At 45.0% G+C, this 15,581-nt stretch carries 9 protein-coding genes; 1 reads left to right on the forward strand and 8 read right to left on the reverse strand.

What is annotated here, in order from left to right:
- Positions 1-212: 212 nt before the first annotated feature.
- The 5 genes from G475_RS24565 to G475_RS24570 form a co-directional block, all read right to left on the reverse strand.
- Positions 213-1,430 carry a M24 family metallopeptidase gene (locus G475_RS24565; protein ID WP_051302334.1) on the reverse strand — a complete coding sequence of 406 codons (1,218 nt, stop codon included), beginning with the start codon at positions 1,428-1,430 and terminating at the stop codon, positions 213-215.
- A gap of 395 nt (positions 1,431-1,825) precedes the next feature.
- Positions 1,826-3,268, reverse strand: coding sequence for an aldehyde dehydrogenase family protein (locus G475_RS0108345; protein ID WP_026700887.1), 1,443 nt, complete (start codon positions 3,266-3,268; stop codon positions 1,826-1,828).
- Positions 3,269-3,298: 30 nt separating this feature from the next.
- Positions 3,299-4,339 carry a homoserine dehydrogenase gene (locus G475_RS0108350; protein WP_026700888.1) on the reverse strand — a complete coding sequence of 347 codons (1,041 nt, stop codon included), beginning with the start codon at positions 4,337-4,339 and terminating at the stop codon, positions 3,299-3,301.
- A gap of 16 nt (positions 4,340-4,355) precedes the next feature.
- Entirely contained in the window at positions 4,356-5,555 is a 1,200-nt protein-coding gene (locus G475_RS0108355; protein ID WP_026700889.1) for a M20 metallopeptidase family protein, read from the reverse strand.
- A gap of 22 nt (positions 5,556-5,577) precedes the next feature.
- A complete protein-coding gene (locus tag G475_RS24570; RefSeq protein WP_035710575.1) occupies positions 5,578-6,792 on the reverse strand; it encodes a cystathionine gamma-synthase family protein in 1,215 nt (404 codons plus the stop codon).
- A gap of 193 nt (positions 6,793-6,985) precedes the next feature.
- Here G475_RS24570 and G475_RS24575 point away from each other — a divergent pair, with 193 nt between their 5' ends.
- Positions 6,986-8,698: a PucR family transcriptional regulator gene (locus G475_RS24575; protein WP_051302336.1), complete on the forward strand. Its 1,713-nt coding sequence runs from the start codon at positions 6,986-6,988 to the stop codon at positions 8,696-8,698.
- A gap of 51 nt (positions 8,699-8,749) precedes the next feature.
- Here G475_RS24575 and kapB read toward each other — a convergent pair whose 3' ends face one another.
- The 3 genes from kapB to gltB all read right to left on the reverse strand — a co-directional run bounded on the left by kapB (position 8,750) and on the right by gltB (position 15,404).
- Positions 8,750-9,121, reverse strand: a complete 372-nt coding sequence (kapB, locus tag G475_RS0108370; RefSeq protein ID WP_026700890.1) for a sporulation phosphorelay system protein KapB — start codon at positions 9,119-9,121, stop codon at positions 8,750-8,752.
- A 158-nt stretch (positions 9,122-9,279) separates the two neighbouring features.
- Entirely contained in the window at positions 9,280-10,764 is a 1,485-nt protein-coding gene (locus tag G475_RS0108375) for a glutamate synthase subunit beta (protein ID WP_026700891.1), read from the reverse strand.
- 41 nt (positions 10,765-10,805) lie between these two features.
- Positions 10,806-15,404, reverse strand: coding sequence for a glutamate synthase large subunit (gltB, locus tag G475_RS0108380; RefSeq protein WP_026700892.1), 4,599 nt, complete (start codon positions 15,402-15,404; stop codon positions 10,806-10,808).
- Between the last annotated feature and the right edge of the window lie 177 nt (positions 15,405-15,581).

Here is a 15,581-nt window from a genome sequence, read left to right on the forward strand (position 1 = left end):
TTCTTTATCCTATCATGTTTAACCATTTTCGAGCCATTGGAAGGTCTTATTTTCTCCATAAGAGAGGGACAAATCCACACCACAAGACACAAAATTTCCGAACGCTCTATAGCAGACTCGTTCGGAAATTTTGTGCGTCTTTCGATTGCTGCTTCATAACAGGCAGGATGAAACATTCGTTTTTTGCTTTATCCCATCTATTGCAATATTGTTCAGGTAGCCGATTCTTCCCCATTAAACGTTGTGAACGAAGACACCTCGGAGGGATCCTTGATATAAAGTTCCCGGGGAACATTGGCAAACGTTTCACAGCCGTTCTCCGTAATACGGATGGATTCTGTAATCTCCACGCCATAATTATCAAGCCAGATACCGGGCATTAAGTGAAAGGTCATATTCGGCTGCATGATTGTCCGGTCCCCTTTACGGAAACTAACCGTGTGTTCCCCCCAATCCGGAGGATAACTTAACCCAATTGAATAACCAAGTCGGGATTCTTTAAAATACCCTCGTTTTGCTATGGTTTTGCTCCAAATGTCTTCCACTTCCTCGGCAGTGATCCCCGGTCTGATATGTTCCATCGTCGTTTCTATTCCTTCCACTACTACATCCGCTAAATCGCGTACTTTATCAGGTGCCTCTCCAATAGCCATCGTCCGGGCCATCGGCGTGTGATATCTTTTATAAGCCCCTGCTATTTCAATGGTTAAATAATCACCATAATCATATCTCTTGTCTGTCCAGGTTAAATGGGGGCTTGCAGTATTCTCATTGGAAGGAATCATCGGAACTATGGAGGTGTAATCTCCGCCAAAATCTGCCGTCCCGCTTATTTGTGCCTGATATATAGCCGCCGCTACATCATTTTCACGGATTCCTATATCGGCTGTGTCATAGGCAGCATTCATGGCGTTTTCCAGAATCCTGGAAGCTTTTTTCATGCATTCTATTTCACTGTCGGATTTGATTAACCTTACCCAATTTACCAATGTGCTAAAATTGCGGAACTCCGCATTTGGAAGTCCCTGGGTGATACGCTCATAACACATCGCTGTAAAGTAGAAGGCGTCCATTTCAAGGCCAATTTTTCGGTTGCCCTGCCCGATTTCTGTTAATATGTTAGCTACAAAATCCATGGGGTGTTTAATAGTGGATTGGACAAATTCATCCGGATAGGGGATGATATGATTGTCATCTAACCAGGTGGTCACCTGTGCACTGTGTGCATCCATTTCTCTCCCGATCCATATCGGCTGCTCTTCATCTATCATTACTACTAAAATCTGGTGTACATAAAAGGACCATGCATTATATCCAGTTAGATAAAACATGTTGGATGGATTCGAAACCAGAAGTACTTCGATCCCGTATTCCATCATTTTTTGTTTTGTATGGTTCATTCTCAATAAATATTCTTCATTGGAAAACATATTTCCACCCCTCTCCGCCAATTAACTGTTTGAATAGGAAAGGCAGGGCTGCATCACAACTCCCTTAATTGGAAGTGGTGCTGAGGCGGATGGACGGTCATTTATTCCTTCATTTAGCTGCCCTGCCGGTCTTATCATCGACAACATGCTTCTATACGGAATATGTGCCCATAACCCCCGTCCAGTTTCCATCGTTTGAGGCAAGGAATACCCCTTTTTTGGGAGAGCCCCCTTCCTTTTATTAGAAGACGAGAACGTATAAATTTCGGGGGTTTTCAAGAGTCAGCGTCAGCGCCCAGCCAATCAGAGGTCCGCATGAAGCGGGTCAGTTCGGCGTTGCCACAAGACGCGGCGTTCTTAGCCGAACTTCCTCGTTCAGGGCGCTTGCGCCTTTCCTATTCATCTATTAGTTTAAATGCTACAATGCGTTCTTCAGACATTTCTTTAATGGTATACTCGACTCCTTCTCTTCCCAGCCCTGAACCTTTTACTCCACCAAAAGGCATCGCATCTATACGGAAATCGCTGCTGTCATTAATCATGACTCCTCCGACATGGAGTCGTCTGGAAGCTTTTAGAGCAGCATTAATATTAGTGGTAAAGATGCCGGCTTGAAGGCCGTAATTTACGTCGTTGGCTCGTTCTATTGCTTCATCCAGATTTTTAACGTTGAAAAGAAGAACCACAGGACCGAATACTTCTTCTGTAACGATGGTTGCGTCACTCGGAACTTCTTCCAGCACCGTTGGTTCATAATGGGCCCCGTTCCTATTTCCTCCGGCAAGCAGGAGAGCTCCCGCATCGATTGCTTCCTTTACCCAATCTTCTACCCGGATAGCTTCTTTTTCATTGATAAGCGGACCCATGTCTGTGGCTTCCGATAGTTTATTTCCTGTTTTCACTTCTTTTACTTTCTGTAAAAAGAGATCTTTAAAGGAGTCATATACTCCCTCTTCCACATAAATTCTCTGCACGGAAAGACAGTTTTGACCGGCAGCAGCAAAAGCACCTGATACGGTGGAGGCGGCAGCAAGATGTAAATCTGCATCTGTGCGGACAATCGCCGGGGAATTCGATCCGAGTTCCATGGAAAGCCGTTTAAGGCCGGCTTTTTTTGCTATTTTCTCTCCTGTCTCCATTCCCCCGGTAAAGCTGATCATATTTATATCTTTACTTTCAATCAGAACATCCCCAATATCTCTGGCACGTCCAGTGATAACACTGAGTACTTTAGGCGGGAGTCCTGCGCTTACAAAGGCCTCTGCCAATTTGACCGCGCTTAATGGAGTTTCGGTAGCAGGTTTAATGATCACCGCATTGCCTGCTGCAATCCCCGGGCCTATTTTATGGGCAATTAAATTCAGCGGATCATTAAATGGAGTGATAGCAGCGATAATGCCTACAGGAAAACGAAAGTAATACCCCATCCTATCCGTATTACCCGGCATCTGATCGAAATTTATAGACTCGCCCGTCAAACGTCTGGCCTCTTCTGCGCTAAGTCTGATTGTTTCTGCTGCACGGGTGGTTTCACTTCTCGCTTCATTAATGGTTTTACTTCCCTCGAGGGCAATAGTTCTGGCGAAGTCTTCCAGGTGATCTTCTATATAGTCTGCTGCCTTGGTTAAAATGTCCATTCTTTCACGCACCGACAAGTTTGCAGCAATTTCAGCTCCATCCTTAGCCGAAGAAATAGCATTTTTCACATCTTCCTCTGTACCAGCGGGAACAGAGCCTATTTTTTCGTTATTTTCAGGGTTATACACTTCAATCTGGTCTGATTTTTCGACCCATTCCCCTGCTAACAACATTTTTCCTCCTGCTAATTCTGTTGCCATCTTACCCGCCACCTTTCTATCGTAAATTACTTATAACGAAGCACGTTCCATGTTTATTAAGTCAATCAGCAGCGCAAATCCAGTCTCAGGAATGCCGGCTCCTGCTCCAATAAGCGTTACAGGCCCTGATAAATCACATTCATACGTTACAGCATTCAAAGCTCCGGATATGCCGGCAAGCGGATCTTCTTCCGATATTTTTTCCGGGCCTACAGAAGCATGGATCGTTCCGTTTTCCTTTTTTATTCTTCCAATTAACTTCCATTTTTTTCCTTCCTCCCGGGCCTGGTCTATATCCTTCGCTGTTACATTCGAAATACCTTTACAACTGACATCCTCTTTTGTTATATCTCCGTTCATAATCACATTGGCTAAAATAATGACTTTATAGAGAACATCATATCCTTCTACATCACTTGTTGGATCAGCTTCGGCAAATCCTTTGTCCTGTGCTTCTTTTAAGGCATCTTTAAATTCCATGCCTGTTTCCATCCTGGTAAGCACATAGTTTGTCGTACCATTTAAAATACCGCGTATTTCCCTTACGTCATTTCCTGCCAGGGATGTCAAAGGCATTCGAATTGCCGGTGTTCCGCTCATGACAGTGCCCTCAAACATGAACTGGACATTATGTTTTTCAGCCATGTTTTTTAATTCTTTATAGGCCAGAGCGACTGGTCCCTTATTTGTTAACACCGCATTTTTTCCAGAAACAAATGCCTTTTTGCAGTGGTCAATGGCCGGTTGTCCCGTATTCACATCTGTAAACGTGATTTCCACCATCGTATCGGCATTGGACCGCTCAATCGTTGTTAAACTGTCCCAGTCTCGGATAAGTCCATCCCGGGCAGGATAACTGTCCAATGTACCATCTTTATTCAAGGTTTCCAGAACCGCTTGTATGTCCAGCCCCTCCGGATGATGGAGCGACCCTTTATACAAATCAGCAATGGATACGATTTTAAAATCCACGCCGAACGTTTCCTTCAGCCAGCTTCCCTTGTTCTTGATGATCTCTGCCAGACCTTGACCTACTCCACCGAAACCAACAAAAGCGAGTTTATGCGCCATTTCTATCCCTCCTGTTTTATGCATTGCGTAAATAATGAAGGGCGGCTCCGGCCAGGAGAGAGGCTCCAGCCGGCAGCATTTCTTCCTGTATATCAAAACGAGGCATGTGAAGTCCTCTGTTTTCTTTTTCTGAAAAGCCGGCACCCAGAAAAAGCATAGCGGCCGGTATAGTATCTGCCATATACCCAAAATCTTCGCCGCCTAATCCATATGGCTCATTTCTAACAGAAAAATCCGGCAAGATCTCGTTTATCGTCTTCGCTAAAATCTTCACCGCTTCCGGGTGATTATAGAGGGCTGGTTCTCCCTTTTCTATATTAAGCTCATAAGACCCCCCCAAGGATTCCGCTATAGAAAACGCCTGCTGCAATTCCGTTTCAAGATGCCTCCGGGTATCCTTATCATAACTTCTCATTGTACCTTGAACGGTTACATGATCCGGGATGACATTAGTTGAGGATCCGGCTTTCACCTCCCCGATGCTAATAACTGCTGGAACTAAAGGTGATGTTCTTCGGGAGCAGATCCCCTGGATAGCCTGAATGACAAAAGACAGCATCCAGACCGGATCTGTTCCTAAGTGCGGATAAGCGCCATGACCCCCCGTTCCCTTGATTTTTGCTTCAAAGGTATCGACATTTGCCATGCTGGCACCTGCGTGCAGCCTGACCGTGCCCGGCGTATATTCTGGATCCATATGGAGAGCGAAGGCGATAGATACATCATCTAAAATACCGTGTTGAATCATATAGGGAGCGCCTGATAATCCCTCTTCATTGGTCATTTCCTCCGCCGGCTGAAATATAAACTTAATCGTCCCGTTGACGTGTTCGTCATCCGCCAGAAGATGAGCTGCCCCCAATAACATGGTAGTGTGTGCATCATGGCCGCAGGCATGCATCACCCCATGATGCTCAGACTTGTAATATATTTGATTTTCTTCTTCAATCGGTAAAGCGTCCATATCAGCCCTCAGTGCAGTAACCGGCCCCTCTCCCTTTCGTAATCTCCCAACTACTCCTGTTTCCATTCCAGTTTCCTGCTGGCCTGAAAAAATTTCCATACCGGGTATTTTTTCAAGTTCCCGTTGAACAAAATCGGATGTCTTCTTCTCGCGGAAACTTAATTCAGGATAACGGTGAAGATACCGGCGCCATTCCGATAATTGGGACTGCATGGATAAAGCTTTTTTGAATAAGGCGTGATCGGAATGCATGCTGGTCCCCCTCCTTCCCGGGCTATCCTTTCGTGATTGGAGTTTTTGATAATTCAGCAAAAGCGTACTCAAGATCATTAATTAAATCCTCTGTTTCTTCAATACCCACTGAGTAACGGACTAAACTTTCCGGAATACCTAATGCTGCCCTTTCCTCCGGCGTATTTTCCACGTGGCTTGTCGTTCTGGCAGGTCCGACCGTCGTTTCTACGGCCCCAAGGTTAGCTGCGCGGTTGGCAAATTCCAATTTAGGCAGGAAATCTCTGACGGCTTCCAGACCGCCTTTCATGGAGAAGCTGAGCATTCCGCCAAACTGACGCATTTGTTTCTTTGCAATGTCATGACCGGGATGGTCCGGTAACCCCGGATAAAATACCTGATCTACCAGTTCATGGGACTGCAGGTATTCCGCTATTTTCATTGCAGAGTCACAAGACTGTTTTAAACGCAGATGCAGTGTTTTCATCCCCCGCAGCAGGAGGTATGCTGCCATTGGATCCATCGTTGCGCCATTAATTTCCCGGTAGTGAAATATCTTTTCTACCAGCTCGCTCCTGCCGCACACAGCTCCTCCAAGGGCGTCTGCGTGCCCGCCTAAAAATTTAGTAGCACTATGAATAACAAGATCTACCCCGTAATCTAGAGGATTTTGGTTAATAGGGGTTGCAAACGTGTTATCGACAAACACTAGTGCTCCAGCTTCTTTTGCGGCTTTTACCATTCTCGCCAGATCTGTAATTTTTACAGTAGGATTGGTGGGAGTCTCCAGATAAAGGATCTTGCATCCTTTTTTGACTTCCTTTTCGATTTCTTCATGATTTCCGGTTTCACACAAGGTTACATCGATATTCAGTCTTGGAAGAAATTCGCTGAATATCTTATTAGTCCCCCCATAGGTATCATTCATGGAGACAATTCTGTCCCCCGGCTTCAGAAACGTCGATAATGAATTACTAATTGCTGCCATCCCTGTAGAAAAACTTGTTGCTGCTTCTGCCCCTTCAAGTTCTTTCATTTTCTGTTCAAACGATTCTACGGTCGGGTTTGTATTTCGTCCATAAATATGACCTTTTTCGTTTCCTACCGCCACCTCATACCAATGATCCAAATCATCATACGTATATGCTACACTGTGTACCACCGGAACCTGGGTGGCACCATGCACTCTGTATTCTTTTTCTCCAGCCCACACAGCTTTAGTAGATGGGTGTACATAACGTTCCCTGAGATTTCTCATGCCAAACACTCCCTTTTTCCAACGTACTTTCCTTTTGGTATATTTTTATCATATGATAATAAAGACGGGATTCCATTCACCAATTTGTATGAAAGTATAATACAGTATTCTGACAGGATGGATAAAAGGTTTTCTGACAGAACATAGCTGTAATATAAAGACACTGGCCCGGGGACGGTTGGGAGGAATGACAATGTTTACGGTTCAGGATATGCTGCAGCTTCCGATTTTAAAGCAGGCGGAAGCAAAAACAGAAATAAAATCCGGGATGGAAAGTCCTGTCGAATGGGTATCCATCATTGAATTGCCGGTTGAAAATTTTGTGCGTGATAACGAAGTGGTTTTGACAGCTGCCATCGGGTGCGAGGATGATGAGAATAAACTGCTTGACTTTACACAGGAAGTAATGGAATCAGGAGCCGCTGCCTTAATTATAGCAACGGGACGATATTTATTAGACATCCCCCCGCAAGTAGTGCAATTCTGTGAGGGTCATGACTTCCCGTTAATTGAGATTCCCTGGGAGATTCGATTTGCAGATGTCAGTCATGCGATTTCCACTGCTTTGCATAACCAGGAACGAAGTTTTGTAGAGCATTCCGACAAAGTACGAAAAGAATTATTGGAAATTATTTTAAATGGAGAAGGAACTCCTCAAATCGCAGCGTATTTAGAGAAATCCTTATCTATGCCGGTTATCATCACGGACCGCAGGGGCAACTTGAAAACAAAGAGCAAAAAAGCCGGAACCCTTGAAGAAAAATGGAATGCTCATCTGCTGCAGCATGGGGACCCTTTGTATTTTCAAATGGAAGAAGACGAGGGAGCTTCTCTCCCCAATAAAATGCACTGGATTACAATAGACCAGACAGAGGTGCTGCAGCTTACCGTACAAAGCGCCCGGGAGATACAGGGTTTTATATTGATAGAATGGCCGGAGTATCTTCCGGAGGATGATATATTTCGAGAACATACATTGATTTTACTGGAGCATGCTGTCACGACGTCTGCATTGTGCTTTCTGCACGACCAGGCCGCACTGGAAACAGAAATGAGATTGAAAGATGATTTTGTCTGGAGTCTGGCAAAAGGAAAATTTGAATCTAAGGATAACGCATTATCCCGTGCAAAATCATTGGGATATAACCTTAATATTCCATATTTATGTATCGCGGCCCAGCCAGATAATTTTAAGCAGCTCTATGATAAATCAACGTCCAGCAGTTTGTCCTATGAAAAGTGGCAGAAACAGATTGGGGATTTCATGGAAGAAGAGGTACTGCATGCCGGAAGGACGATGCAATTAAAGACCATGTCTACCTTTCAGAAAAACGAATTAATTATATTTGTGGAACTGCAGTCCGAAAAAGGAGTAGAAACCGCCTACCCTTTTATTGAACTGTTGGAATACAGAATGAACCAAAAACGTCCGGGGCTTGTTATTTCATGGGGAATTGCTAAAACGTTTGGCGAAGACTTCTTTCATACCGGGTACCAGGAAGCTCACTCTGCCCTGGATATTGGCAGAAGACAAAAAGGAGAAGGTTTTGTCACGACGTATGCCAATACAAGATTCGACCGCGCCCTGCTGGCGCTCACAGAGAATGAAGAGCTTCGTAACATTACGGATGTCATCATTTCTCCCCTGCAGCATTATTCAAAAGAACGAAAAATAGATTTGGTGCATACGTTTATTGTTTATAACCGGCACAAAGGGAATGTCAGCCAAACCGCCAGAGAATTAAATTTGCACAGGCAATCGCTGTTGTACCGGCTTAGAAAAATTGAATTATTGACTGGATGCAGCTTAGACGACTCGGACGAAATATTTTTAATTGATCTATCTATCAGGCTTCATACAATTAGTGCTGATACGAGTAAAAAAACCCATAACCCGTCTATTTAAATAAAAAGCCGCCATCGTCTTTCATAAGATGGCGGTTTCTTTCTGTCATACTCAGTCTAATTTGTAATCGTGTTTGAGACCTTCCAGTGTTTCTAACGATTTTAAGGAATATTCATCGTTTTTGGCGTGAAGATCGCGTTTTAAATCTTCGTAGGCCTCTAGTAGAGATTCCCTGTAGTCAGGAAGTGCGTCCTCATACTGCTTTACATTTGGAGTCGGGACCCAGACTTTTTCGTTTTCAGCTAATGCTTTTCTTTCATGAAATAGAGGAACGTCTACCTGCCTGGGATTGTGAAGGTCTCCCTGCATTGGATGCTTTAATACAGCTAATATTTTGATTAACGTTTTATCCCCTTTTTCCTGCAGCTTTTCCCCGGCATATACTCCTGTTTTATGTGAAGCTTTCACAACATGGTCTGTCACATTATTTCACCTGCTCTTTCACGCATTGTATACTGTCTGTATTTTAACATGGAATTTTTTATTGTTCATTATATATATAAGTACGGTACGTGAAATTTTTAAAGAAAAGAGTTAGTGAGACGGGAAACATCCCGTCATCACATGGATATGGCGATACTTTATGGCAGGTTTGTGGATCCCATTAAAAATCGATCGCATTCGCGGGCTGCTTCTCTTCCTTCGTGAATAGCCCATACGACAAGGCTCTGCCCTCTTCTGTTATCTCCCGCCGCAAATATATTCTCTTTATTTGTCTGATATATACCATATTCCGCATTCACATTGCTGCCTTCGTCTGTTTCAATCTCCATTTTTTCCAGAAGATCCTGTTCCGGACCAGTGAAGCCGACTGCAAGAAATACAAGATCCGTTTTCCATACCCTTTCCGTACCGGGTATTTCTTTTCTGATTTTCTTTCCGTCTTCATATACTGTATCTACATCGATGGTGTGCAGTTCTTTCACACGGCCGTTTTTATCTCCAACGAATTTCTTCGTCATCACTTTATAAGCTCTTGGATCTTCCCCAAATAATGCTTCCGCTTCCTTGTGGCCTTCCTCCTGTCCGTATACTACCGGGTACAGGGGCCAAGGGTTGTCTTCGGAACGCTGGGCATCTTTTTCCGGATGAATATCAAACTGGACTAACGAATTGCAGCCATGTCTTATGGAAGTTGTAATGCAGTCCACACCGGTATCCCCGCCGCCGATAACGATAACATCACGGCCTTCCGCTGAAATGAAGTTTCCATCGTGGTGGCCTGAATCCAGCAGTGATTTTGTATTCGGACGGAGAAAATCCATCGCATAGTAAATACCATCCAATCCTCTTCCCTCTGCAGGCACATCACGGTGTACCTGTGCCCCTGTACAGAGGATAACCGAGTCATACTGCTTGTTCAGTTCTTCTTCCGGGTAGTTTACACCAATTTCCGTATTGGTAACGAATTCTACACCTTCCTCCTCCATTATATCCAGCCGGCGCTTTATAATGTGGTAGGAGAGCTTTACATCCGGAATACCATACGTTAATAACCCGCCGATTCTGTCATCCTTTTCAAAAACTGTCACCAGGTGGCCCGCTTTATTTAACTGGGCTGCTGCAGCCAGCCCAGCGGGTCCAGATCCGACCACAGCCACTTTTTTCCCAGTTCTCCGGGCAGGTGGTTCTGCTGTGATCCAGCCTTCTTTAAAACCCTTTTCAACGATATTAAATTCAATCGATTTAATCGTTACCGGATCATCATTCAGTGCGACCGTACAGGAACCTTCACATGGTGCAGGACACACCCTGCCTGTAAACTCAGGAAAGTTATTTGTTTTATGAAGCCTGATAAGCGCTTCTTTCCATTGACCGCGGTAAACGAGGTCATTCCATTCCGGAATTAAATTATATACAGGGCATCCAATTTCTCCTGATCCATCCATCGTCGTGCCGGCCTGGCAGAAAGGGATGGCGCAGTCCATACAGCGTGCTCCCTGTTTCTGTAATTTTTCTTCCGGCATAACAAGCTGGAATTCCTGCCAGTTCTTTATTCGTTCCATCGGTTTTATTTTCGGAGGGGCTTCCCTTTCATATTCCATAAAACCTGTTGTTTTCCCCATTCCACTCACTCCAAACGTTTTAAATCTTGGTGCCGTTCCTTCTATTTACCGCCTACTCTGGCTTTGTTTGTTTTTGTTTCATTGAAAGCACTCATGATCGCTTCTTCTTCCGTTAAGCCTTCCTTTTTGGCATTTTCAATAGAAGCCAGCATATGCTTGTAATCATACGGAATAACCTTTACAAACTTCGAAAGTGCCGCTTTCCACTGCTGCAGAATACTTTCTGCCAGAGAGCTTTCTGTATAGCTGGCATGGCGATCGATCAAGGACTTAAGCCGCTTAATGTCCTCTGGATCTTCAACAGGTTCTAAGTTCACCATTTCCTTGTTACAGAGGGAGTCAAAATTCCCTTCTCGATCCAGTACATAGGCTACACCACCGGACATACCTGCTGCAAAGTTTTTCCCGGTTCCTCCAAGGTTAACTACCGTGCCGCCGGTCATGTATTCACAGCCGTGATCGCCAAGTCCTTCCACAACAATATCCACACCGCTGTTACGTACCGCAAACCGTTCCCCGGCTACTCCGCGTATATAAGCTTCTCCGGAAGTCGCTCCATAAAACGTTGTATTACCGATCAATATACTTTCCTCAGGAGCAAATGTGGAATTCTCAGGAGGATAGGCGATAATCTTTCCTCCTGACAAGCCTTTTCCAAAATAATCGTTGGCATCCCCGACCAGGGTATGGGTCATGCCTTTTGGAAGAAAGGCACCGAAACTCTGGCCGGCAGATCCTCTGAATGTAAACCGGATGGTGTCCTCCGGGAGACCTTCCCGGCCATATCGTTTTGTCACTTCACTGCCGACTATCGTTCCAGTTACTCTGTCTGTATTTCGGATGGCAAATTCGCCAAACACCGGCTCTTTACGCTGGAGGGCATTATCCGCCGCTTTTAGCAGCGTGGTCGCGTCCATTGACTGTTCCAGCTGGTGATCCTGTTCTGTATGTCCAAAGTGTTTTGACTGATCGAGCTTCTTTGGACGATACAGTAAATTGGTTAGATCCACAGAGTTTGCTTTCCAATTGTCCACATAGTCTTTCTGAGTTAATAAATCTGTTCTTCCCACCATTTCGTTCAAGGTCGTAAACCCTAATTCAGCCATTACTTCCCGCAATTCTTCGGCAATGAAATGCATGAAGTTCACTACATGGTCGGGACTTCCCATAAACTTTTTCCGTAACTCAGGATTCTGAGTTGCCACTCCTACCGGACAGGTGTCGAGATGACATACTCTCATGATCACACATCCGAGGACAACAAGCGGCGCAGTGGAAAAAGCATATTCTTCAGCCCCGAGAAGAGCTGCAATTGCAACATCCCGGCCTGTCATTAATTTACCGTCGGTTTCAACTTTAATCCGGTCCCGCAGATTGTTTTCCACTAATGTCTGGTGTGTTTCGGACAGTCCAATTTCCCACGGAAGCCCGGCGTGTTTAATACTTGTTTTCGCAGCAGCTCCTGTTCCTCCATCATAGCCGCTGATGACCAGACCATCTGCCCGGCCCTTTGCTACACCTGCGGCAATCGTTCCTACACCCGTTCCGGAGACAAGCTTTACACTAACCGTAGCAGACGGGTTGGCATTTTTCAGATCATGAATCAACTGGGCGAGATCTTCAATTGAATAAATATCATGATGCGGAGGAGGAGAAATTAACCCGACACCGGCAGTTGTTCCCCGTACTTTTGCAATCCAGGGGTATACTTTATTTCCTGGAAGCTGTCCGCCTTCTCCCGGTTTTGCTCCCTGGGCAATCTTAATTTGAATTTCATCTGCATTCACTAAATAATGGCTCGTTGCTCCAAAGCGTCCGGAAGCAATCTGTTTAATGGAACTTCGCCGTGAATCTCCGTTAGCATCCGGAGTAAAACGATCGGGGTCTTCCCCGCCTTCCCCGGAATTCGATTTCCCGCCGATTTTATTCATGGCAATCGCCAGGGCCTCATGCGCTTCTTCTGAAATGGCGCCAAACGACATGCCGCCGGTTTTAAACCGTTTCACAATATCCTCTGCGGGCTCCACTTCGTTCAGGGATACTGGGTTCCTGTCTTTCGTTTTAAACGTCAGCATCCCGCGCAGGGACGTCTGCTTTTCTTCCTGGTCGTTAATAGCATTTGAGTATTTTTTAAATAATTCATAATCATTCTTCTTGGCAGCATGCTGCAGCATATGAATAGTATGCGGATTGTACTGATGAGGCTCCCCATTACGTCTCCATTGCAGATCGTCGCCGGGATCCAGTGTTTTATCCTGGCCTTCCTGGTCTGTATAAGCCTTCTCGTGACGGATTAAAACTTCTCTGGCGATCATGTCCAGCGTAACTCCGCCAATTCTGGACGGCGTCCAGGTAAAGTATTTTTCCACCACTTCCGGAGCGATCCCGACCGCTTCAAAAATCTGTGCACCCCGGTAACTTTGGAAGGTGGAAATTCCGATTTTGGAAAGTACCTTCATGATACCCTTTGTGGCTGCTTTAATATAATGCTGGACAGACTCAACATAGGAAGTATCTTCCAGCCAGTTATCCTTAATCATTCCATCTATGGTGTCAAAGACGAGGTATGGGTTAATCGCTTCAGCTCCATACCCGAGCAATACAGCAAAATGATGGACTTCTCTCGGCTCCGCTGTTTCTACAGCGATACTCACCTGGGTTCTCATCCCATTACGGATAAAATGGTGATGAAGTCCGCCTACAGCCAATAAGGCCGGGATTGGCGCATATTGTCTGCTGACGTTTCTATCACTCAAAATAATGAGAGCGGCTCCTTCTTCGACCGCATTATCCGCCGATTCAAACAGCTCATCGAGAGCAGATTCCAGACCGCTTTCTCCTTTAGAGGCATCAAATACCATCGGCAGCGTCACAGACTGGAAGCCTTTTATTTTATTGGAACGAAGCTTGGCGAAATCTTCATTATTCAACAGCGGCGTTTTTAAATATAAGTGCCGTGCGCTCTCGGGCTCCGGATGAAGAAGATTGCCTTCTGTCCCCAGAGTAGTTCCTACAGCTGTCACCAGTTCTTCACGAATAGCGTCAATGGACGGATTGGTTACCTGGGCAAATAATTGTTTGAAATAATTATACAGCAGCTGAGGATTTTTTGATAATACCGCGAGCGGGGAATCGTAGCCCATCGAGCCAACCGGATCTGCGCCGCCGGCCGCCATTGGTTTAATCATTTTATCGAGTTCTTCAAAGGTGTAGCCGAAGGCCAGCTGACGTTCGGTCAACTGGTCAAAGTCCGTATTATATACTTCCCGGCTTTCCAGTACATCCTCCAGATCCGTCAGGCACTCCTCCACCCATTGTTTATATGGTTTTTCCGTAATAATATCATGTTTAATTTCTTCGTCCGGAACAATACGGCCGTCTTCCATATCCACCACCAGCATATGGCCGGGGTGCAGACGTTCTTTATACAGAATATCCTCCGGATCTATATCAAGGACACCCACTTCCGATGACATTAAAATATGATCATCTTTGGTCACATAATACCTTGCCGGTCTGAGCCCGTTACGGTCCAGACAGGCGCCGACTTTCCGGCCGTCCGTGTAAGCAATGGCTGTGGGTCCGTCCCATGGTTCCATCAGTGTGCTGTTAAATTGATAAAAAGCTTTTTTCTCTTCTGACATGTGCTCGTTATTCTGCCATGGTTCCGGGATCATCATCATCGCTGCATGCGGCATGGAACGCCCGGCAAGCGTTAGAAATTCAAACGTATTGTCAAACATGGAGGAATCGCTGCCGTGGTGATCGACAATAGGATGCACTTTATCAAGGTCTTCCTTGAATTTTTCCGAGCGGATGACGGCTTCCCGCGCATGCATCCAGTTTACGTTCCCTTTAATTGTATTAATTTCTCCGTTATGAATAAGATAACGGTTCGGATGAGCCCGCTCCCAGCTTGGGAATGTATTAGTCGAAAAACGGGAGTGCACAAGTGCCACGGATGTTTCAAAAGCAGGGTCATGCAGTTCGGAATAAAACTGAGGCAGCTGTTCGGTAGTGAGCATACCTTTGTAAACGATGGTGCGTGAAGAAAGACTGGCGAAGTAAAAGGAATCTCCTTCTTCCACACTTGTCCCTGCTTCATTTTCAATCCGCTTTCGGATCACATACAGCTTTCTTTCAAAATCATCTCGTGTTTGCAAAGAAGGATGACGTTCAATAAATACCTGAAAAACCGCCGGTTTGGATTTCATGGCGGCATTTCCAATCATGCTGTCATCCACGGGAACTTCTCTCCAGCCTAATAATGTTTGGTTTTCTTCTCCAATTAACCTGTTAATCTCTTCTATACTCTGAGTCCGTCTTGTTTCATCTGTCGGGAGAAACATCATCCCAACGCCGTAATTACCTTCTTCCGGCACAACAAACGACAGCTCAGATTCATATTTTTTAAAAAATCGATGCGGAATCTGCAAAAGCATCCCTGCACCGTCTCCTGTATTTGGTTCATCTCCCTGGCCGCCTCTATGCTCCAGGTTGGCAAGAATTGTAAGGGCATTTTCTACAATATCATGGGATCTCTTTCCCTTTATATTGGCTAAAAACCCGATTCCACAGTTATCGTGTTCAAACTCGGAATTGTACAGGCCGGCTTTCTGTGAAATATAAGGTTGTGTCATTACCTTTTCCACCTCTCTCCATCTTTCTAGCAGTAGATAACTCTCTCTTTCAAAGTAATATACAAAAGCATATCATTTTTCTGACATTTCGGCAAATTATATAACAAAGAATTTTTTGTTTGTAAACGCTTTCTGTGCGCTTTTTCTGCCATTTTTGAAAAAATGAATCCAAAAAGA

This window comes from Salibacterium aidingense DSM 18341, from assembly GCF_000429685.1.
Classification (GTDB): domain Bacteria; phylum Bacillota; class Bacilli; order Bacillales; family Marinococcaceae; genus Salibacterium; species Salibacterium aidingense.

Coding starts and splice junctions, on each gene's coding strand:
- G475_RS24565 (WP_051302334.1), bottom strand. CDS start 1,430: ATGTTTTCCAATGAAGAATATTTATTGAGAATGAACCATACAAAACAA.
- G475_RS0108345 (WP_026700887.1), bottom strand. CDS start 3,268: ATGGCAACAGAATTAGCAGGAGGAAAAATGTTGTTAGCAGGGGAATGG.
- G475_RS0108350 (WP_026700888.1), bottom strand. CDS start 4,339: ATGGCGCATAAACTCGCTTTTGTTGGTTTCGGTGGAGTAGGTCAAGGT.
- G475_RS0108355 (WP_026700889.1), bottom strand. CDS start 5,555: ATGCATTCCGATCACGCCTTATTCAAAAAAGCTTTATCCATGCAGTCC.
- G475_RS24570 (WP_035710575.1), bottom strand. CDS start 6,792: ATGAGAAATCTCAGGGAACGTTATGTACACCCATCTACTAAAGCTGTG.
- G475_RS24575 (WP_051302336.1), top strand. CDS start 6,986: ATGTTTACGGTTCAGGATATGCTGCAGCTTCCGATTTTAAAGCAGGCG.
- G475_RS0108375 (WP_026700891.1), bottom strand. CDS start 10,764: ATGGGGAAAACAACAGGTTTTATGGAATATGAAAGGGAAGCCCCTCCG.
- gltB (WP_026700892.1), bottom strand. CDS start 15,404: ATGACACAACCTTATATTTCACAGAAAGCCGGCCTGTACAATTCCGAG.